Annotated in this window: 30 protein-coding genes; 3 read left to right on the top strand and 27 right to left on the bottom strand. The window is 41.7% G+C overall.

Translation table 11 applies throughout. The features are described 5' to 3' along the window. Nucleotides 1-5: 5 nt before the first annotated feature. From AF333_RS06780 to AF333_RS06735, 10 genes are all read right to left on the bottom strand, one after another. Nucleotides 6-932 (bottom strand): minor capsid protein, encoded by a 927-nt coding sequence (locus AF333_RS06780; protein WP_043068813.1) that lies wholly within the window; start codon nucleotides 930-932, stop codon nucleotides 6-8. A gap of 8 nt (nucleotides 933-940) precedes the next feature. Then, complete coding sequence (locus AF333_RS06775; protein ID WP_043068812.1) at nucleotides 941-2,524, bottom strand: phage portal protein; 1,584 nt, start codon at nucleotides 2,522-2,524, stop codon at nucleotides 941-943. A gap of 10 nt (nucleotides 2,525-2,534) precedes the next feature. Beyond that, complete coding sequence (locus AF333_RS06770) at nucleotides 2,535-3,944, bottom strand: DEAD/DEAH box helicase family protein (RefSeq protein ID WP_043068811.1); 1,410 nt, start codon at nucleotides 3,942-3,944, stop codon at nucleotides 2,535-2,537. Continuing rightward, nucleotides 3,937-4,857, bottom strand: a complete 921-nt coding sequence (locus AF333_RS06765) for a terminase small subunit (protein ID WP_074715481.1) — start codon at nucleotides 4,855-4,857, stop codon at nucleotides 3,937-3,939. Before AF333_RS06765 ends, AF333_RS06770 begins: the two co-directional genes overlap by 8 nt. A 136-nt stretch (nucleotides 4,858-4,993) precedes the next feature. Beyond that, on the bottom strand, nucleotides 4,994-5,461 hold the full coding sequence (locus AF333_RS06760; protein WP_043068810.1) for a phage tail protein: 468 nt from the start codon (nucleotides 5,459-5,461) through the stop codon (nucleotides 4,994-4,996). A gap of 16 nt (nucleotides 5,462-5,477) precedes the next feature. Continuing rightward, nucleotides 5,478-5,732, bottom strand: coding sequence for a hypothetical protein (locus AF333_RS32630; protein WP_043068809.1), 255 nt, complete (start codon nucleotides 5,730-5,732; stop codon nucleotides 5,478-5,480). 654 nt (nucleotides 5,733-6,386) lie between these two features. Then, nucleotides 6,387-6,710 (bottom strand): hypothetical protein, encoded by a 324-nt coding sequence (locus tag AF333_RS06750; RefSeq protein WP_043068808.1) that lies wholly within the window; start codon nucleotides 6,708-6,710, stop codon nucleotides 6,387-6,389. A 337-nt stretch (nucleotides 6,711-7,047) separates the two neighbouring features. Continuing rightward, nucleotides 7,048-7,629 (bottom strand): hypothetical protein, encoded by a 582-nt coding sequence (locus AF333_RS06745; protein ID WP_043068807.1) that lies wholly within the window; start codon nucleotides 7,627-7,629, stop codon nucleotides 7,048-7,050. Between the two features lie 331 nt (nucleotides 7,630-7,960). Further along, on the bottom strand, nucleotides 7,961-8,485 hold the full coding sequence (locus AF333_RS06740; RefSeq protein WP_235496188.1) for a hypothetical protein: 525 nt from the start codon (nucleotides 8,483-8,485) through the stop codon (nucleotides 7,961-7,963). 239 nt (nucleotides 8,486-8,724) lie between these two features. After that, nucleotides 8,725-9,219 carry a hypothetical protein gene (locus tag AF333_RS06735; protein ID WP_043068805.1) on the bottom strand — a complete coding sequence of 165 codons (495 nt, stop codon included), beginning with the start codon at nucleotides 9,217-9,219 and terminating at the stop codon, nucleotides 8,725-8,727. Nucleotides 9,220-9,719: 500 nt separating this feature from the next. On the opposite strand from AF333_RS06735, the gene AF333_RS37360 reads away from it, so the two are divergent. Continuing rightward, a complete protein-coding gene (locus tag AF333_RS37360; protein ID WP_152968240.1) occupies nucleotides 9,720-10,004 on the top strand; it encodes an NHLP leader peptide family RiPP precursor in 285 nt (94 codons plus the stop codon). A 690-nt stretch (nucleotides 10,005-10,694) separates the two neighbouring features. Here AF333_RS37360 and AF333_RS06725 read toward each other — a convergent pair. Then, a complete protein-coding gene (locus AF333_RS06725; RefSeq protein WP_043068803.1) occupies nucleotides 10,695-11,141 on the bottom strand; it encodes a hypothetical protein in 447 nt (148 codons plus the stop codon). A gap of 248 nt (nucleotides 11,142-11,389) precedes the next feature. Here AF333_RS06725 and AF333_RS34805 point away from each other — a divergent pair, with 248 nt between their 5' ends. Then, the gene (locus AF333_RS34805) at nucleotides 11,390-11,920 is read left to right on the top strand and encodes a helix-turn-helix domain-containing protein (protein ID WP_043065448.1); all 531 of its coding nucleotides are present in this window, start codon (nucleotides 11,390-11,392) and stop codon (nucleotides 11,918-11,920) included. Continuing rightward, nucleotides 11,920-12,447 (top strand): IS630 family transposase, encoded by a 528-nt coding sequence (locus AF333_RS34800; protein ID WP_043065447.1) that lies wholly within the window; start codon nucleotides 11,920-11,922, stop codon nucleotides 12,445-12,447. Before AF333_RS34805 ends, AF333_RS34800 begins: the two co-directional genes overlap by 1 nt. A gap of 206 nt (nucleotides 12,448-12,653) precedes the next feature. Here the strand turns inward: AF333_RS34800 and AF333_RS06710 are convergent, their stop codons facing one another. The 16 genes from AF333_RS06710 to AF333_RS37350 all read right to left on the bottom strand — a co-directional run. Then, on the bottom strand, nucleotides 12,654-13,181 hold the full coding sequence (locus AF333_RS06710; RefSeq protein ID WP_161808211.1) for a LuxR C-terminal-related transcriptional regulator: 528 nt from the start codon (nucleotides 13,179-13,181) through the stop codon (nucleotides 12,654-12,656). Further along, the gene (locus tag AF333_RS33510) at nucleotides 13,138-13,311 is read right to left on the bottom strand and encodes a hypothetical protein (protein WP_161808210.1); all 174 of its coding nucleotides are present in this window, start codon (nucleotides 13,309-13,311) and stop codon (nucleotides 13,138-13,140) included. Before AF333_RS33510 ends, AF333_RS06710 begins: the two co-directional genes overlap by 44 nt. A gap of 99 nt (nucleotides 13,312-13,410) precedes the next feature. Continuing rightward, a complete protein-coding gene (locus AF333_RS37150) occupies nucleotides 13,411-13,977 on the bottom strand; it encodes a DUF3850 domain-containing protein (RefSeq protein ID WP_074715598.1) in 567 nt (188 codons plus the stop codon). Continuing rightward, nucleotides 13,974-14,432, bottom strand: coding sequence for an ASCH domain-containing protein (locus tag AF333_RS06700; protein WP_043067444.1), 459 nt, complete (start codon nucleotides 14,430-14,432; stop codon nucleotides 13,974-13,976). The genes AF333_RS37150 and AF333_RS06700 overlap by 4 nt, the downstream gene beginning before the upstream one ends. Next, entirely contained in the window at nucleotides 14,429-14,794 is a 366-nt protein-coding gene (locus tag AF333_RS06695) for a BC1872 family protein (protein ID WP_043067443.1), read from the bottom strand. Before AF333_RS06695 ends, AF333_RS06700 begins: the two co-directional genes overlap by 4 nt. Nucleotides 14,795-14,800: 6 nt before the next feature. Continuing rightward, nucleotides 14,801-14,968: a hypothetical protein gene (locus AF333_RS33505; RefSeq protein WP_158502500.1), complete on the bottom strand. Its 168-nt coding sequence runs from the start codon at nucleotides 14,966-14,968 to the stop codon at nucleotides 14,801-14,803. Continuing rightward, complete coding sequence (locus tag AF333_RS06690; RefSeq protein ID WP_043067442.1) at nucleotides 14,968-15,159, bottom strand: DUF7167 family protein; 192 nt, start codon at nucleotides 15,157-15,159, stop codon at nucleotides 14,968-14,970. Before AF333_RS06690 ends, AF333_RS33505 begins: the two co-directional genes overlap by 1 nt. A 624-nt stretch (nucleotides 15,160-15,783) precedes the next feature. After that, nucleotides 15,784-16,056, bottom strand: a complete 273-nt coding sequence (locus AF333_RS06680; protein WP_235356688.1) for a helix-turn-helix domain-containing protein — start codon at nucleotides 16,054-16,056, stop codon at nucleotides 15,784-15,786. A gap of 21 nt (nucleotides 16,057-16,077) precedes the next feature. Then, nucleotides 16,078-17,178, bottom strand: coding sequence for a DNA cytosine methyltransferase (locus tag AF333_RS06675; protein ID WP_043067439.1), 1,101 nt, complete (start codon nucleotides 17,176-17,178; stop codon nucleotides 16,078-16,080). 53 nt (nucleotides 17,179-17,231) lie between these two features. Continuing rightward, entirely contained in the window at nucleotides 17,232-17,843 is a 612-nt protein-coding gene (locus tag AF333_RS06670; RefSeq protein ID WP_052812270.1) for a hypothetical protein, read from the bottom strand. Continuing rightward, complete coding sequence (locus AF333_RS06665) at nucleotides 17,840-18,370, bottom strand: hypothetical protein (protein ID WP_043067438.1); 531 nt, start codon at nucleotides 18,368-18,370, stop codon at nucleotides 17,840-17,842. The genes AF333_RS06670 and AF333_RS06665 overlap by 4 nt, the downstream gene beginning before the upstream one ends. A gap of 3 nt (nucleotides 18,371-18,373) precedes the next feature. Continuing rightward, nucleotides 18,374-18,664, bottom strand: a complete 291-nt coding sequence (locus AF333_RS06660; RefSeq protein ID WP_043067437.1) for a hypothetical protein — start codon at nucleotides 18,662-18,664, stop codon at nucleotides 18,374-18,376. A gap of 2 nt (nucleotides 18,665-18,666) precedes the next feature. Beyond that, nucleotides 18,667-18,819, bottom strand: a complete 153-nt coding sequence (locus AF333_RS33500; RefSeq protein ID WP_158502499.1) for a hypothetical protein — start codon at nucleotides 18,817-18,819, stop codon at nucleotides 18,667-18,669. Continuing rightward, nucleotides 18,788-18,991 carry a hypothetical protein gene (locus tag AF333_RS06655; RefSeq protein ID WP_043067436.1) on the bottom strand — a complete coding sequence of 68 codons (204 nt, stop codon included), beginning with the start codon at nucleotides 18,989-18,991 and terminating at the stop codon, nucleotides 18,788-18,790. Before AF333_RS06655 ends, AF333_RS33500 begins: the two co-directional genes overlap by 32 nt. Before the next feature lie 18 nt (nucleotides 18,992-19,009). Continuing rightward, complete coding sequence (locus AF333_RS37355; RefSeq protein WP_043067435.1) at nucleotides 19,010-19,381, bottom strand: replicative DNA helicase; 372 nt, start codon at nucleotides 19,379-19,381, stop codon at nucleotides 19,010-19,012. 11 nt (nucleotides 19,382-19,392) lie between these two features. Next, nucleotides 19,393-19,781 (bottom strand): DnaB-like helicase C-terminal domain-containing protein (locus AF333_RS37350; protein ID WP_407638671.1); only part of this gene is annotated, 389 nt, incomplete at its 3' end. Nucleotides 19,782-19,791 lie beyond the last annotated feature (10 nt).

The raw sequence follows: 19,791 nt of genomic DNA, 5'->3' as shown, positions 1-19,791 counted from the left end.
AGGTTTTAATATTTTGAAGGAACGTTGTATTCTTGTGCGTACTCATCAAATGTTTTCGCATTCGTACGAACATACTTCCCGTTCTCATCCCGTGCGGCCCGTTGAATATTGCGTGAGAAGCCACCTACAACTGGCACAAGCGTTCTGCGGCAGTTCGGATGTTCAATATCTGATATGCTATCTACTTCAGAAACAGGAACTTCTCTCCCATCCATTTCACGGCACTTCCGGCATGTTTTACGGTCGAGTGTTTCGATGATCCGGATGGCTTCAAGTACATTGTAATCACCGTACTCTTCATCAAATCGCTTGTAATAGGCTTTATTTGCTCTGTTTGCCGCTGCCATAATCTCACTACGTACTAATCGCTCCGCTTTGTATGCTTCTGTCTCAAGCTTATCCTGGAGGCGGCGTGTGGTTTTCTGTACACTCTCGCCAAGTACCATGCTTTGAGTGAGCTCCCGGCGTAAGGTAGTACGCAATAAATCTTTGTTGTGCCATATACGACCACTGAAATGATCCCCGCTCCAGGGATGCTGTAGTATTTCATCAATAGCACGTTGCGGGATGATAGGCGGAATAAGTGTAACACCATCTAATACACGTGCCATGATATAACCAGCAAAGGCATAATCAACTGAGATAGCACGACTCATACTGATTTGTAAGCCTTGCTCGGTCGTGTAAGCCAATTTCTGCAATTCCGCCTCTATTTGGAAAAACAATGCTTCCAAGCGCTGTGTTCGTGCGATTGTTTCCCAATCCCATACACCTTGCACGTTTGTATCGATGAACAAGGTGACGATATCTTGTTCTAGTTGCTTTAATAAAGCTGCATAGGACTGAAGCAAAGGCCGCACTTGGCTATCTTTATAGGCGATAAGCTTCTTTCGCTGGTCGATAACTAATTTCTCAAGGGTAGCGAAGTCCATATCATCACCTACGTTTCATCGTCGTCCATACTCCGACCGGCTATCTTAGCATCTAAGTTATCCAGGTATCCATCAATGTTATTGAGCGGTACCCTTGGTTGGTCTAATGCTTCTTGTCGTTTTTGTGCCATCTCTTCATCTACATCCTCTACATAAGAAATCTGCTTTAGAAGAGTGCGCTCACTTAGTGTGCCTTTGTACTTGATAAGAGTTTCCGCCAGCTCTTTATCATTCTGCGGAAGGTTGCGTTTCACATCCCAATACATCCACCGCCAATCATAGATAGGCATATCAGGTGGTTTCTCGCTAGAAAAAAGTGTGGCCGGGTCTATACCGGCTTGTACAGCATTACGCACATTCAGCATCATCGTAATGACAATGACTTTTTGGCGAATGAATTTGTTTAACCAGGTTTCTTTCTCGTTCGCTTCGTTATCCAGCGGCGTGTATAGCTGCCTGATAGCTACAGAAGAAAGATTGCCGACCGCTTCTGACTTGAATATCTTTGGTGTACTGGTTGTTTGAAACAAGTCATCAAGAATACGAGTAGCATGCGCCTCAATCCCACCGCTTTCTTGAGAATACTCAATGTATCCGATATCTGCTTGATCCCCCTGTTTGGCCTTCATAGCGATTACCCGTCTTCGACGCATTTCATCTACATCATCAGTACTGGGTAGCGCACCAATGAGCTTTAAGTATGGGTCGCAGAATACATCCATACGATTTGCATTGTCACTTACAATACGACTGTATTCATCCAGTATGGAGCGAACATCCGGACCTAACTCGGATACCCCTTGTGCGATACGGGAGAAGTGTGGCTTTGCCTTCTTACCATTAATGAATACAGCCGCAGGAACAACAGGAAGATGATGAGCTGCAGGATTCACTTTTTTGGACGGGTCCTTCTTGTATTGCTCTTCATCCTTGATAAGATAGGTAACCGCTTGTGAGTCATAAATTTCGATGCATTCTATTCCGTCCTCATTTTTATAGGTGCGGATGGCCTGTTTTAATTCCCTGCCTTCAACAACGGGAATACATTCGTTGAACGTGTATACTTGATACTTGATGTCCCAATTATCATTGAAATAAAAAAGGACCGTTGCAGCGCCGGCAATCAGTCCATCGTTCATGGCTTCCATTGTTACAGCATGGTCGTCATTTTCCTCTGTCACTTCCATAAACTCTTCTTTATATTGTTCGAACACTTCTTCTGGAACATCTTCATTTCGTTTTTTCTGCATGAGAATCCCTTTTGGAACATCATACGCAATAGGAATACCCAACATATAACTTGACTTCATGCCGATGATTAAGCTGGCATAGTTTGGTGCTAAACGATGATTCGGGTCATCCTTCCTCTTTGGCTTACGCTTCAGTATCTTGAATTCCCCGTCATGATATTCCTGTGCTTTCTCCACTTCATTTAATAAAACACGGTGCTCAGATAGAATCTTTTTCAGCTTGTCCCATTCATCTTTAGCTAAGATTTCGGTCTTTTCATCCCATTTAGTCCCCACTTCTACATCCCCTCCTTTCCTACGGCTGAATAAGCCTTTAATCCAGCCCCATACTTTCTGGAACATAACACCCCTCCTATATCGGGCGATCGATGACGTAAAATCCTGTTTCTTCAACGGTAGCAAGCGATAATACTACAGCATCGGCACGGTCCGGAGATTCAAGGCCGCGTCGTTTCATATCTTCCTTACGCTCAAGCATAATTCGACCTTTAGACGTCATTCGATACCTCCTTGATGTTAGCTGTTTAATTAGCTTTTCATCGTCTGGAAGTTCGATATCAACCGATTCACCACGTATTTTCTTAGAGAACGAGCTTTCTAATTCTTCACGAAGGATACCCCAACACTCTGTACCCTTGTTCTCATAGTGTTCATTGTCGTCTGCTGTTGAACCGTTATTAATTGGGACAATCGTATACGGAAGTTCCTGCTCATAGACAGCTTCTTCTAATTCATCAGTTACACCGCCACCAACTCCGCTATCATCGACTTTAATAAATACTTTTCGAATTTGAGGATACATTTTCATGTACTCGCGGGCGGTGGCCAACACCCAGCCAGTGGTTACCGTGGTCCCTTGTTTGTGATAACACTGTAATTCGAATACCTTTCCGCCAATACGTGGAGCAATGACCGTTTCATCATCCCCATAACGGGCTACGTCTACCCCAATATGCAATGTATTCCCGGTTGGCGTTACCCCAGAAGCCTTTGCTTCCTCCGCAAATTCAAGCGGAATAAAAGCATCTGCCTCCGCCTTCGGAAATTCCCCAAGCACACGTACACGCCAAGGGTCGCTTCCTTCGTTATACTTCCGCTTGAGCATTTGAATGTTTTCTTTGCTTGTACGTGGGCTGTCCAGGCTTGATACTTTATGCGTTTTATAGAGTTCCCGGTCACGGTTATGTGAATCGTAGAAAGTACCACTTGTTTTCGTTGGGTTTCCACATAAAAGAAGCTTATTTTCAGCACCGGTTAACGTACCGAGAATAGCTTCCATAATCGGATCGGCTACACCTGACGCCTCATCCACAATGAACAGCATGTAATCTTCATGGAAGCCTTGCATGTTCTCTGGGCGTGTAGCGGTACGAGCTGTAGCAAACCATCGTTCCTCATGTCCCATCATGTAGACACGAGTTTTCGTCCATTTCAAAAGGTTTTTCACCTTGGAGGATTCAAGCCACTTCGCTATTTCCGCCCATAAAACGGTGAAAAGCTGTTCCTTAGATGGTGCAGTACATACAACCTTTGGATTCGGACGACAGCAAAGGAACCATATGCAAGCTACTGCTTCAAGGCCGGTCTTACCAACACCCTGACCGGACCGGACGCTCACTTTCGGATGATTGGCCAAGTCCATTAATACATTTCGTTGCCACTCATCCGGATAAAAGTCGAGCATATCCTCTGCGAATGCTACCGGGTCATCCCAGTACACATCGATAATATCAACCAGTACGTTATACGGTCGGTTACTCATTGCCGCCACCTTCTTTTAGCTTGCGGCGGCGAGCGGCAATTTGATGAAGTGAATCCACCCAGTTCTCAGTAGCTTTATTCGCTTTAGATGGTGCATTTTGTTGCCGGTATACCTCAAGCCGCTCCTTTTCGATTTGTAGTCTCTCCTGTTCAATTTGCCGTTTGAATTGATCTGGGAACAAATCAAAATACAGGGACAGCTTATCAAGCGCCTTCATCTTATCGGCAAGCTTTACAGATATGCCATCTTTGCCCTGCTTAACCTCGGTAATAATCGTCCCATCGACCATAGATGAATCTTTAAAGTCTACATAATTAACGATCTCTGTTACAGGGTTTCCTTCTTTATCTACAACAGGGCCAAACATCCCCATGACTTCCCTTTCCTTTTGACCAAACGTAACAAAGTCTGTAATATCAGCAAAAGCAATCGCTACATACTTTTTAAGAACGTCCAACGCCTCAAGGAATATTTCGCCTGTTAATGTTGCTTTTAGGTTTCGGACATGTGCTGAAACCTTAGCATTTCTTAACAACCTGCTACCCTCTACATGAGCACTATCCGCCGCATAACCTGCTTTGATAGCTGATTGAGTAGCATTGAACGTTTTGACGTAATAAAGACAGAAAAGCCTTTGTTTCTCAGTGAGCTCCTCGCTTTCATCCGCCTCAATTACGTCTTGCTTTGGAGTACGTTCTTTTTGTTGCTTTTGTTTAGTAACGTTACCTTTCGCATTAGTAACGTTACTATTGGGATTTAATCCTTTTTCCCATTCATCTTCATTCTTCCATTTGCGGATTTGAGAAGCAGAAACGCCTAATTTATCAGCGATATCTTTTAGCTTCATTTCTCCGCCACTGTCCTTCCACATCTTATACGCTTTATCTCTGTTTGGGCTTCTTGCTCTTGCCATTACATATCACCTCACCTCCAAAGCAAAATAAAAAAGCACCACATGGGTGCTATAGAGTAGTTACAACTCCTAAACCTATTCCGTGTTAGGTAGTAAGTTAAATTTACTCAGTTCTCTAATAAATATGTTTTTTAACCTAGTATTTAATACATGCTAGAAGTGAAACGTTTCGTGGACGTGTTTCATATCCACCAGTTTGTGTTATTTTATTTTTGTCATAATACCCTGATCCATTAAAGGACTCAGCAACCCATTGATTAAGAGGCCCTTGTTCTCCGCTACGAAGTCGATAAGCAAGGTTATGATTATGTGATTTTAACTCATCTTCTTGCCAACTTCCAAATATACGCTCTTTGTCAACTCCACGCTCATCATCAAATCCACGGATAAACTCCCCGCGAAGATCCGGAAGATTAAATGTAGTAGAACCGTCACCATTACCAAAGGTTGTGCCGATTACAGTAAACAAATCTGCATATTGAGTACGGGAAACAGCCTCCCCATTTGCTTTCAACCATCCTTTGGGAGGATTTTTAGTTGTAAAGTGCATTACAGCTCCAACAGGAACACTAGAACCACCCTTAGTATTTTCAATAAAACCCATAGTTAATTCCTCCTTCCTAAACTGCAATCCAAGTAAATGTAATACCCTCATCCACAACAACAAAACTTGTGATTGCCGGATCAGTTGGTTCAGTGTTAAATACACGGCCCGCACGAATGAAGAGGGATTGGCCATTTACACGCACATGGCAGTCTTGGTCTACTTCCAATGACATTTTTGTAAATTGGTATCCTGCTGGAACAAGTTCCTGATTCGCCACGCTTGTTTCTACAGCCTGACTTCCATGATACTTAATTACTGTTTGATTCATTTTTTACACTCCTTTTTTCTATATCTTTTTTATTCAAATTACTGATCCAAATATAGCATCCGCTAATTCACACCGCTTTAAATGTCAAGAATGTAAAGCAATACCTATTTTGTAAACTAACTTTTAAAGCGCAAAGGAAACTCCATCCTTACACCATGTATGTATTATTAAGGGAGCCGCTACCTTCTAGCTACCGCTTTACCTTGCTTCTTCCTTAATGTATTTAGATCAACCAGTGAAATGATTGCTATAACCGCATCTTTAAATTCCAAACGTGTCCGCCTCCCTTGTTTTCTACCAACGAAAAAAGCACAGCTTTACGGCTCCGCTCCTTTAATTCATATTCTGGCTTACTTTAATACAAAAAAGGCTACTTCCCTTGGAACGGCCTCGCTTATCTTTCCCTGCGCCCAGCATAACACACCCCTCTTTTTTATATCCTGCTAAAGGTATTTTCCGAACACCATTCACAAGTACTGCACTGAATTGTACGCTTTTTGGCTACTAAAGTACGGAAAATGGATATCAAAGTACGTTTTTTGGATAAACAATAACGAAAATAGATATCAAAGTACGTTTTTTGGATAAACAATAACGAAAATAGACAACAAAAAAGCCACTCTGGAGAGTGACTATATTTGCTTTCAAATTACATTAGCGCATATTACCGATAATTGAATTTCTACTATCCTCCATTCTTTTAATAAAATTCACCATCACATCAAATGCTTCGTTACGCTTACTCGGAAAACTTTGAAACCTGGACATATCCATTTGCTGAGCGTTGTTTATTTGATTTTGTAATTGAGAACCTGACAGCTGCTCTCGTTGTGATTGGACAAACTTTAAAGCTGTATCCATATCCATATTACTTAAATCCATCCCATTTAAATTTCCAATATTTGCAGCAGATACAGCTCCAGCGCTAGAAAATGCCATGGTGGCAATCATAAGTCCGCCAATAAGTTTCTTTTTCATCATTAGCAACTCCTTTTATATCATTCGGTTATATTCATCAAAATTCAAGCACGACTTAAAAGTTATAAGTATTGTTCCTTGAATCTTGATGAAGTTATTCTAACAAGGTAAGCAGGATAAAACTGTTACCCAAACTACAAACCTGTAATTTTCCATATGAGCATTTATACCATCATCATTTTTAACTATGGTCATAAAAAAGGACCGCTCTCCCGGAACGACCCCTTCGCTTATCTTCTGACACTATCATCATAACACCCCTATCACCAAATTGCGTGTCAATCTCACGCCATTTTCATGCCAAAATTACGCCAAATTTTTGCAATAAAAAACATACCTATAACTTTTTATCAACTACGTGCTTTTGATTTAGGTGATATGTTTTAATTTTTTCTTCGACTAATTGTTGGATTAAAGTAGCACGCTCTATTTTTGCTTTATTTTTATTAAGCGCTCTTATAAAAAACACCATTACAGCTATAATATACACAACCCAAATGATTACACCATTAACTTGATGATCAAAGGGTTTCGTTTCTGACCCTTGAAATGAAGCAGCAATTATAGTACCTAAAAAAGCTGCTAATAATGTTATACCTATAGAAGCAATAGTCATTACTGACTTATTAGATTCTATAAGAACAACCGCTAAAGTTTGCATCTTGTTTAAATCATCCAAAGTCAATTTTTTATCCTTGATGCTACCTGTAAGTTCATTATCTATTTTACTATATGCTCTTAGTAAATCTTTACGAATACTAGCTTTGTCTTTCTTATAGTATTTTTCCCAGAAATTATTAATAAACTCCTCATTTTTCTCTTTAATTTGTATGGCTATAGTATTTTCTAAAATTTTATCTATAGAAAAAGCACTTATTATAAAAACAACAATCACTATAATAATCAAAATGTAACCCATTATATCCCTCCTTTTATCCTAATTATCGGAAGGAAAAGCAAAATTCTTACTAATCTTATCAACAAGACCTCCCCTTTGGAACGGCCTCGCTTATCTTTCCCTGCGTCCAGCATAACACGCCTCGATCTTCTCCCGCAAAAATCGTAATACGTGTAACACAAAGTTACATATGACTCACAATGTAACATATGTAACACAAAAGCCCGTTGCCCACATTGCTACATAGAAAAGAATATAGCGAAGGAAGCATAGGGGTGTATGCCCCTCTTTTTTTATTACCGAATTTTTAAAGCAAAAGAAAAAGCAAGGTCATTACGACCTTGCCTAAAACTTAACGTGCAGCCATTACTGTAAACGGTTTACTACTATATGAATATCCTGGTATTTGACGGACTTCTACATAGTACCATTGATCAGCTTTTGTATTAAAAAGAACTATGTCCTGATCGCTTTCTCTATCGCCTACACTTAAATATTTTTCATCATAAACAAAAATTTTGTATCGATGATTTTCATCTCCGCTAATGCTGAAGAACTTCAGTCCATCTTTTATCCCATCTGCATCAAATTTCACTTTAAAAAACTGAGGAGTTTCGTATTTATTACGAATATAACCTTTCACTCCCTCTAAACCTTCTTTAAATTCTATTGCATTATCATAAATACTACTTGGAGTAATCTGCTGTACCGATTGCTTTACATCGGATTCTTTTATCATTGCTGGCTGGGTAGTTTGTTGCTCACTTGCAAATGTTTGTGCAGGTGAGACTAATGCTAGTACAGATAAAGTAGAAGCTAAAGCTGCTCTTTTGAATATTTTCACAAAAACCACTCCCTGTATTAGATTTGTTTCCACTTTCTGTTATCGGAATTTAATTCCATATTTTTATATAATAATATAAATTTTTTCTACATATACAAATTTATGAAGTTAATCAAAAAGGACCGCTCCCTCGGAACGGCCACTTCGATTACCTTTTGCCATCTACATCACCACCCACCTCCGAGGCAAAATAAAAAGCACCCCGAATTGGGATGCTTCGTTTTTCAATATTTTTTCTGTTTCCATTACAATAAACTATAAAGGCTGCTTTACTATTGTTGTGTTTTAATCTGGATTAGTCCATCAGTAAGAGCAGGATCTCCTTCACCAGGTCCGCCTTTTCTTGAGAAATTAATTACTTGTATTTCATAGTGGCCATAGTCTAAGTAAATATCGTTGTAATATGTTCTATCACCAGAGTAATTTCCTATTACATCAAAATGAGTAACTTCTTGTCCATCCTTTAGAATCCTATATGATACATCTGTGTAATACTGCTCGCTACTAAGCTGTTTTATTGCAAATTTAACAACCCCATCCCTATAGGTGCTAAAAGGAAAGCTCGGGCGTCTCGAAGCATCTCTTTCCTGCCAATCGTACGTATAATTATATTCACTAGAGGTTACCGCTGCAGGTTCTACTACTGCTGATAATTGTTGAGGTTGTACTTCATTTGCAAATGCTGCTGAAGGTACCGTTATTCCAGCAGTAACTGCTAATGTAGATAAAACAATAGCGCCTTTTTTGAGTACGAAGCTTTTTTTCATCTTACAAACCTCCATTTCATAATTTTTCCTACAAAACCCACAATATACCAACAAATGATAAACTTCAACAGAAAAATATATTAAAATATTACAAAAATGTAAATATATTTAATTTAATTGTTTTAAATACATTTACTTCAATTTAAAAAATCCACCTTAGAATGTTCCTGTGTTTAGCTATTTATGCTCTATTCTGTTACGTCTGTAACGCAAAGTTTTAACATTACAAGCCAGCTAGCGAAACGGCATTAGATGAGGCAACTGTTTTGTTACACTGTTTCGCTAGCTCGTTTGTAACGTTACGCAAAAGAAAAAGCCACTTTGTGGAGTGGCTTGATTAAGCTAACGTATATTAACAAAATATGATCTTAATAAAAAATGAATAATTATGTAGTTTGAATTACAGTTCCATATACATCTTCCCATTACAATCAATGTATAAATTCCAAATAGTAAGAGGAGGAATATAAAAATGGAATAACGAAAAATTAAATCAGGCAATAAAACAATTTCAAGATAAAGCATCTACGGATGCAGAGTTTCGTAAGATCGCGTTAGAGAGTCCATCAAGTGCTGTTAAACAAGTAATTGGCGTAGATTTACCTGAAGGGTTCAAACTACAGGTAGTTGATAATGCTGGTGCACATTTAACTGTTGTACTTCCAGACTTAAAAGGAAATGAGTATGAATTAGACGAAACAGAGTTGCAAAATGTAGCTGGTGGTTACATGCTTTTATATGCGGATGATGATGGTATGCCGGTTTATTCAAAAGCAAAAAAATAAAAGCGTTCTTTATACTCGATTACTAGCTCACTATTGAATTTTACAACCCGAGTGATAGACATTTAATCAAGTCTATTATTCGGGTTTTTATATTCCTTTTTTTTCATGATTGCAGCGTTGATGAAATCAAAGTACATAACGAAAGACCACTCCCTTGGAACGGCCTCGCTTATCTTTCCCTGCGCCCAGCATAACACACCCCTCTTTTTTATATCCTGCTAAAGGTATTTTCCGAACACCATTCACAAGTACTGCACTGAATTGTACGCTTTTTGGCTACTAAAGTACGGAAAATGGATATCAAAGTACGTTTTTTGGATAAACAATAACGGAAATGGATAATAAAAAAGCCACTCTGGAGAGTGACTTATCGCCATTTTAAATTAACGAGAATAGCTACCGCTGTTACAGGCGCCAACAAGGTTAGACACCCTTTCACTATGTCCATTAGCTGACCTACTTGCTCAAGACTAAGATCCGGCATAGCTTTACCACCTCCCATCAACACCATTCGACGAAAGGAGATATTTTCCTGCAACAAAAAGGACCGCTCCCTCGGAACGGCCACTAGGTAGGGTCAAATTGACCCGCCCCCTAAAATTATCGAATTGTTCAGTATTTCTACTAGCTCGTTTGTAACGTTACGCAAAAGAAAAAGCCACTCCAAAGAGTAGCTTTCTTCACTAATTTTTAATAGGTAAAAACACTATAATCTATAGCTTCATCAGTACTATTCTTATAAACGTCAATGTAATAGGTTTGTCCCTTCTTAAACTGCAGTGTAAGTTCCTCTCCCGGCCATCCTGTAAAACTCCATTCATTGCCAGAAACAAACATTCTAATATCTGTGCCACCTCGTGCTGATAACTGTAAAGTGTATGTAACATTTTCTGAAGGAACAAACTTATAATAGTCGTGGTAATCACCGTCATCTAAGGTTCCTTCAATTTCATGTCCAAGAATGAAAGGATTAGCAGTTGCTTCAGTGTTGTTTGGTTCACGATCATAAAAAGTTGCCATAGGCTTTACAACAGGAGTAAGTTCTTGAAGGTTTTTGTTTGCCTCTTCTGCAAATGCGCTTGTTGATATACCAGTAACCAAAGTTGCACCTAACAGAGCATAAATTACCTTTTTCATACTTTTCCTCCTTAAATAGTTAATTGACTAACACATCCAGATTCTATCAAACACACAAATATCCATCAATTAACAAATGAAGTAAAATACTTACATTTGATGTCTTTATTGTAAAATACTCCTTTAGGTCTAGCATTTTCATTTAAAGTTATAATCAACAAATATTATATAGGCATTGACTAAAGTTTTAACATAATGATTTTTTGGCAATACTGACTCCTACGAACATAAAAAAGGAGCGGTATTAGATGAGAAAACTTACAATTACAAATACACATGGTTTCACAGCTGAAAGCCTTCTCAAAGAAGAGCAAAAGATGAAAGATGTATTCTTAAAACAACGTGTTACAGCCGTTCGGCTGGTAATGGAAGGATATCAAGCGATTGAAATCGCTCAGATAGTAGGGATTTGTCGTCAATCCGTCTCTACCTATGTCAAATTGTTTCAAGAAGGTGGGCTTTCTACTCTTCTTCATCGAGATTTCCCTCCGGGAAACCGTCCTCTTTTGTCTCCACATGAGCAAGAAGAAGTGAAGCATGTTATGCAAGAAAGCACACCTGCAAGAGAAGGGATTGAACCGGTTGAATCTTGGGATACCCGTTTACTTCAAAAATGGATAGAGAAACGTTTCTCCATCACCATGTCTCGTCCGGGAATTCGAGATATGCTTATCCGTATGGGGTTCCGCTGGAAGCGAACTACGTATGTATTAGCTAAGGCGAATCCAGAAAAACAACAAGCATTTCTTCATCAATTAGAGACAATAAAAAAAACTTAATGGACAAAAACACAGTGCTGCTTGCACAGGATGAAACACATATCCGTTCGTATCAAGCCCTACGGGCTACATGGTCGGAAAAGGGACAACAAAAACAAATCCCTACCTATGGCCATCACGCTCAGGTTACCTTGTTTGGAACGGTTGATATTCATAGCGGTGATGTCTTTTGTACAACAGCTTCTTCCTGTGATGCGGCTTCCTTTTTACTGTTTTTAAAGAAAGTGGTCACTCGGTATGCAGGTAAATTTGTCATTATGATCATGGATAATGCACGCATCCATCGGGCTAAATTACTTCGTGCTTTTTTAGAAGAGCACCGCCACCAACTATACTTGTTGTTTTTACCACCGTACTCACCGCAGCTAAATCCGATTGAGAAACTCTGGCGTTGGCTAAAGGACTCTATCATTTCCAATGTATTTCATAAAAATCAATCGGAGATTGAACAAGCAGTACAAAAGTTTCTTCTATTTATGCACGCTAATCATGAACGTGTTTTAAAACGAATTGGATGTATAAGTTAATGGCTTAAACAAGATCTATATAGGAATAAACAGGTGAATATTATTTTTTATAAATATAGGTCACTTCTCAGAAACAAGTACTTTGCTTATCTTTCCCTGCGTCCAGCATAACACGCTCTAATCCTCTCCCACAAAAATCGTAACACGTGTAACATAAAGTTTCATATGACTCACAATGTAACATATGTAACACAAAAAGCCCGCCGCTATGCCGACAGGCCTTTCCTTACTTCATCTTCATACATATCCCACGCCAAATTGCGAATCATCGACCGACGAATCCTATCGACCGTCTGACGGGTCACATCAAGCTGCTGAGCAATTTCATACATCTTCAAGCCGTCTAGTATTCCCTCGGCTACTGCTCGCTCTCTCTCGTCCTGTAACGTAGCCACAGAAGCCTCTAGTTTCTTCACCTTGCGCTCATACCGTTTCATGCGCTCCCATTTCCGTAGGAGCTTTTGTGCCTCTCTATATGTTGCGTCCGAATTTACGCCTTTCGCCTTCGGTAACGATGCCTCAATACCATACTGTGCCGTACCAGCTCCCACCAGACTCTCCCATACCTCTCTCGGATATTGCTTTTGATGCTTATCCCAATGCTGTATATCCTGAATCTCTTTCGCCATCCAGTGGTAATCACGCAGATCCTGTTCTACGCGTTGGATAGCTTCCAAGGCAGGTTCTAATTCACACCACGCAAGTTGCTCCTGGTATGCTTCCTCTTGTGCCACCTGATGCCCTTCCCACTGGGGGCTGTACTTTGCCGATATGCATGTCATGAATACGGCACATGGCTGACTTTCCCCACTGTGAACCTGGACACTTAGCGCATACTTCTTCCAAAAACACATGTTTATTCATGACGACTCCCCCTGCTCATGGTAGAATATTGATAACCAGTAATATTGCTACCAAAGCAGAGACTCCCTCCCCGGACCGCGAATCCAGAGAGGGTGTTTTTTATTCGGAAGATAATTTTTGCATCCCTTTGTTATTCCTATCGCATATATCGTTTGTTAACTGTCTCACTTTTTGGGATTTAAGTATGGCATTTTCCTTTCTCAACCGTTCAACCTCATCCAGCAGTCGGCGCATATCGTTTGGTGCATTTACAATGAAATCGACATCCTCATCATGATAAAACTCACCAATGCCTTTTTCCTCGCCATCTACGAAAGTACCGATAATGTTCATCGGAGCCCCTTCATCGTGATACCGAAACCATTCACCCTGTGTAGTCTCATTCAACCGTTCCTCGATATCACTTAACTCCACGTCGTTCATTCCGCCGTTCTTGCGGATGCTCAATACTACATATCCAGGTTGCTGTGCGTATTCAGTTATATACGTGACCGTCACTTTTACTTTACGCCCTGTAAAGACATGTACGTCAGCGTCATACTCTTTCAGCAACAGCTTGTCTCCTTCTTCAAAATCCCTATAATTGTGTCGAATCTCGAACCGTTTACGTCCGTCTAGCACCGCCTGAAAGTATGGAGGTTCAGTTTTCAGCTCGTGTGTTTTCATTGCGTCTCACCTACCATTTCTGTGAGAGGATGCTCCCACAAATTTAGTTTTCCTTTTGCCGGAATAGGTTCATACAGAGCGTTTACGTCCCGCAGCTCCCAAGCAAATCGTCCTTCGCTATAATCACCGAATTTATACTCATCGCCCTCAACAATACGTCCCATGCGTCCAGCCTCTAATGCAGCTGATGTGCCTTTATCAGCAAATACTTTGAAACAATTTGATAACTGACATGTTGCAAGAATAACCCCCGTTGGTAGGTTTGATTCATCATAGCCATGTTTAGTAAGCACAGAACGAATCGGTTCGAATCTGCATGCCTCTTTGTCTACCTTTTTACTCGAATGAATTGCCAGCTCTCCACGATATTTGGTGCTCCATGACCTTGTTTCAAACTTCTTCTCACCCAGAGCAATTAACGTGGCCCACGGCTGAATGATAGATATGACTTTCATTTCCCCTCACCCTCCCATCCAACAGCTTTTAATGCTGCAAGGCATATAGCATGTGGTGCTGTTTCTGCAACAGTTCGTTCGTTGCAATAGTCTACGAACCAGCCATCAATGCAACTTTGGATTTTAATATCTAGATAACTTTCTGTGTCGTTTAACTGCTCAACTACTTCCCAAGCATCTGCTATATTGGTTGAGTAGTTAGGTAAAGGTTCTCTCGTTTCTTTATTCATTAGGTAATCGCCAGAGGGGAAAGTACATCTTCCCTGTTCGTCAAAGTCTGCGTTTTCGATAATGTCTCCATCAACAACCCAACCCATAACCTTCTCAGCAACAACAATATCTAATTCACGGCCTGCTTTCATTTCCTCTCACCCCTTCTTTTCGTTTTGTTGTGCTATATATCCGTACCAAACTTCACCAACAATTTTTTGTGTTACGTCAGCAATGTCATGTACCTTTTCGCCTTGTTCCAGCATATCCAGAACTGCTATAGCAATCATTTGTTGCTGTAAATCCTCTTTCAAAGCAAGCTTCATTACTCCTCATCCTCCACCTTCGAAAATCCGCCATCGATGTTTTCCCAGACCCACTGAGCCCATTCCTTTTCAACATACTCCTCTATTTCTTCTTCCGTCTTACCCGTCAGGTCATCTTCATCAATTTCCACGATTTCAGTTCTTTTGCAACCGACATATCCTGTGCTGACTCGAAACTCGTATTTAGGCATGTGATTCATCCTCCTTACATTCTTCTTACATTTCCATATGTTCTATTTCATCCGTTCATAGGCTTGTGCTATATTCCTTATGAGACTTGACGTTCACCCCCCAAGTCCTCAGCATACTTCATAGATTTTTTTATTTGGCCAGTCATTTAGACTGGCTCTTTTTTATGTCTTCCTATCAATTTCCTTATTTACCCATTTTCCTGAATATGGTATATTGAAGATGTGAATTTTTTCCCACAAACCATCTCCAATTGCCGACCCGTGTCGGCCTTTTTTATTGCGCAATATGTGCTGTTTTGCGAAATTGTATTACTCAAACTGAATTATGAAATGCGAGAAAGGCTGGTTACATATTTGGAAATAAGTATGATTTCCAGACCACTTAGGTAAGGTAACAAAGGTATACTTATATTTCATGTCGGAGTCCTTAAATAGCTGCTCCCAAAACTCCCGAATCCCTTTATCACTCATTCCACATTTCATTTTCAATTTTTCGGATACGTGCTGTAACGAGATGATATTTCCGTATTCGTAGTGACGTTCCTTATATAGACGCTCTACTTCTTGAAGAATCAAGCTGTATCCCAATGTCATTACCCCATTTCGTAATATGGCCGTAGTGCGCTATACAGCTTGTCCGTATCCCTTACTGCCGTGCACTTTAATTTTCTTTTTCTCAGCCTGATCAATCACCAATATGGCTACTTCATTTACATGCCTACCAAGTACTTTAGATATGTCTATCAAGGATTCTCCTGCTTCCCACATCTTCCGAAACTGTTTGACTTCATCTCTTCCCCAGCAGAAGTCATAATCTTCACAAGCCATATAGATGTTTTTTCTTTCTTTTTGCATGTAAGCTTCGCCTGGTTTCTTTTCACGCTTATCTCCGCTCATCATTTGCCCTCCTTATCGTAACTACGACTCTATCGCAACAATCGCCGCGAATATCGGATATATCTGATGTGGAACAACCGCATTACCAAGCCCTTTCAATCTTCCAACTCTGTCTTTAACCCCTATAGCTACTCGAGGAGGCTCCCATCCATATTGCTCTTGTCCATATCCTGCAGGCCACTTATATCCGTCCAACCAATCGGAAAGCCCATCAGGCGCTCCACCCATTCCGGATTGAGTTGTCCTTGTTGTCCTTCTCTCATTAATGCTCCCGGAACTGTATCTCGATCGATTTGACTCGGAGGAAGCGTGCTGTTCTTCCCATCCTGTGCCGCTGGTGTAGGCCATGCCTTGACCGCTGTCGATAATCCGTCTCCCGAAGTCTTCGATATACCTTTCCGATTGTGATTTCCGTTCACTGTCGGAGTTGGCCATGCTTTGTTTGCTTCCTGATAAGATGGTCTGCGCTTGTCGTTCCCTGAATATCTCGCTTGCTGTACATCTCCCATCGTCATCATACTGTTTGTTGGGGTAGGCCATATCCCTTTCTTTAAATTGTGAATGTCCGTTCTTAGTGACTTGCCCTGCCCTCCTCCGTGGCTGCCTACTGAATCGCTTGCATTCGGAGTAGCCCACAACGAATACTCTATCTCTTCGATGAGGGGCTTGGACGGCTGCAGCTGGAAGTACAAACGCCCTTGCTTGGTAGCCTTCGCTTTCCAAGTCAGCAAGTACATCATCGAGGCCCAAGCTGATGTGTCCAGCAACATTTTCTCCAACAACCCAAGTGGGCCGGAGTTCCCGCACAAGTCTAAACATTTCCGGCCAGAGATGGCGGTCGTCTGCCTGGCCTTGTCGCTTCCCGGCATTACTGAAAGGCTGACAAGGGTATCCTCCGCAAATAATGTCAATTGAGTGGTCATTATCTATCACCCCGGCTTCCGTTAGTGTTTGCTTTGATAGTTTCGTTACATCTTCGAAAATAGGGACCTCTGGCCAATTCTTCCGTAGTACCTTCTGAGGAAATGGCTCAATTTCGCAAAAAGCAACTGTTTCTATCCCAGCCCAATCAGCAGCAAGAGAAATGCCACCGATGCCAGAGAAAAGGTCAAGCATTCTCATTGCTTCTTCCTCCTTAGGCCACCCACCGAGTCTCCCCGGCGGGCAACCGATTATTAAGCCGTTGGCATTTCCTTTGCTACACGGTCCTTATATTCCTTGAAACTGCGTGTCAGCTTACCAAGCGAAGTGTCCAGTTGCATCGCCATCTTCGTCCAGGTCGTACCGCTTCTTTTCTTGTGGAGCAGTTCCGGAAAGTCGAACGGAATATCCTCATAAATCGGAGCCTTGCCGCTGAGTATGTACTCCTCGACTTCCTCCTCTGTCGGCCCTTGTTCGGTGTTGTCCCGCTCTTGTTCTTTTTTTTCTTTGTCTTCTGTAACCACGGTAAACTCGCCCTCGATAACTGTCTCACCCTCTGCCGCTGGCTCCTGTTTTTCTTCCTGAGTTGGCTCCGGTAACGGGAACATATTCACTACAACCCCAGAAGAGTCCGTTTCATACTTGATTCCCGCTGGCTGTTCAAGATGCATCTCTTCATTCTCAGGCTCATCGAAGTTCATTGACATTTGAGGGCTTCCCATGTTAACAATTACCTTCTCGCCTACCATTTGGTGAACCGAGAAAAGAGCGTTTGGGTTAATCTCCGCATCTAGTTCCAGCGTTAACTTTATTTTCTTGTCCGTTGTATTCAAACCAGCTACATGTGCACGAAATTCACTATTCATCTTGTTTTATTCTCCTTTTTCTTCTTAGATTTTGTTTGTGGATTGCGAATCACGTTAATAACTTCCTGCTGAAACTTGGTGATTTTTATATCTTTATGCATCGCCCTAGCTATCTGGGCAAGTACGTAAGCATCTGTCACGTTGTCGCTTTTGCACTGAAAACCCCAGCGCTTGAATGTCTCTACAGCAACCTCGGCTTTGCTAGCCGTTCCCCCAGCTCCCGTGAATTTCTTCAGTCCGTTTGGCGATACTTCTTGATAAGGGATACCGCGGCGATACAACTCCATCCGAACTCCCCAACCGATGCCACCGAGCAAAAAGCCTGACTGTGAAGCAAATCCGAATCCCTCAATGCAGATAATATCGTCTGGCTGAATGGCCCGGGAAACAGCCTGTATGATGCTGTACATACGCCGTGGGTCTTCGCCCTTCCCCTCTATCTCCCGAGCGTCTAGCGTCCTCCCTGAAGGCGAGAGAGCAACGATTCCGGTTTTGGTACTCGGGTCAATGCCAACATAGCGTGTCACCTGCTAAACCCCCGTCCAGAGAATGTGTACTGGCGTCGGCTGTTGTTGGCCTAACTCATTGCTCAACACTTTTCGATATGCATCAACTAGGCCGCTTTGCTCCGTTGTGGCTCCGCTGGCCTTTCGTAGCTCTTCCTCAAGGAAATAGATTTGCCTAGAAAGCTGAATCTCTTTTCGAGCAGACTCCCGAAAAACTCGCTCATACTTGGCTTGCCATTCAGCTAACTGCTCTTTCAGTGCGATATTTTCAAGCTTTAAAAGTGCGTTTGTGTCGCGCATTTGCTTTTTGTTCATGTTTACTTCCTCCCGTTCCATGCCAGCCGGCCACCGCCGAGTGCATTCTCGTTCGTTCTGCCGATTGTGCTATTGTTTTGAATCCAATCCGTGACTTTCCTTGGCAACAATACTGGCCGTGAGCTAGGTTGTGGCTTCCGACGTTTCTTTTCCATCCGGTATCTCCTCCAGTTCAACCTCAATGGCTTTATCCTGCTTGTTAAACCGTATCCCTGTTACGCGTCGCTGGTGGGTTTCTGCCTTCATGAGCTGTGTTGCTAAGCTTGCCAGGGAAACTGATAAATCAATGGCCCGTGCTTTTTCAGGAAACAACACCCGGCATATCATTACGCCATCCCCACCTCGTTAAACAATTGCCAACTGCTCAGCATGTTGTACCTCCAAGCTCCGAATTTTCCCATACTCCTTGATAAAGCAAAGCTCGCGTTTTCCAGTGGCTCCGTTCCGATTCTTTGCCAAGTCGACCTCTAGGATGCTTTTCTTCTCTGTATCCCGGTTGTAGTATTCATCCCGGTACAGAAACATAATTTTGTCGGCCGTCTGCTCAATTTCCCCAGACTCTCGAAGGTCTGACATCATCGGGCGTTTGTCGGCTCTCTGTTCGACCTGTCTGCCTACCTGGGCAAGTGCGATAACGGGTACGCCGAGCTCCTTCGCCATGTTCTTTAGTGCCTTCGTATTCTCACTAACAACGTCAGCTCGGTTCATGCCCTTCACAGGTGATGAANATAAAGATAGCTGATAAACCTTGCTCTTTCTGTAACCGCCGAGCCTTTGCTCTGATTTTGGAGACAGTCTGTTTCGGCTCATCATCAATCATGATGTTATGGTTTGCCAGAAGACCAACAGCCATGGTGTATTTGTTGTATTCCTCGTCGGTCAGCTTTCGGTTACCTAATCCCTCCAAGTGAGCCAGGTTACCAAGCATCCGGGTTACCAGCTCCTCAGCAGCCATCTCCAGTGAGAAGAGAGCAACAGGGCCTTTTTCTGCGTACTTCTCAGCGATATTAAGTGCCTGCTGGTTAGCAAAAGCCGTTTTTCCTACAGATGGTCGTGCTGCAATGACGATTAATTCAGGCGCCTTATAGCCGTTTGTCAGTTCGTCTAAATCAGGCATACCTGTCATG

It is taken from the genome of Aneurinibacillus migulanus (assembly GCF_001274715.1).
Classification (GTDB): Bacteria; Bacillota; Bacilli; order Aneurinibacillales; family Aneurinibacillaceae; genus Aneurinibacillus; species Aneurinibacillus migulanus.
Note: the sequence above shows the minus strand (reverse complement) of the source record. Positions and strands in the feature narration are given on the sequence as shown.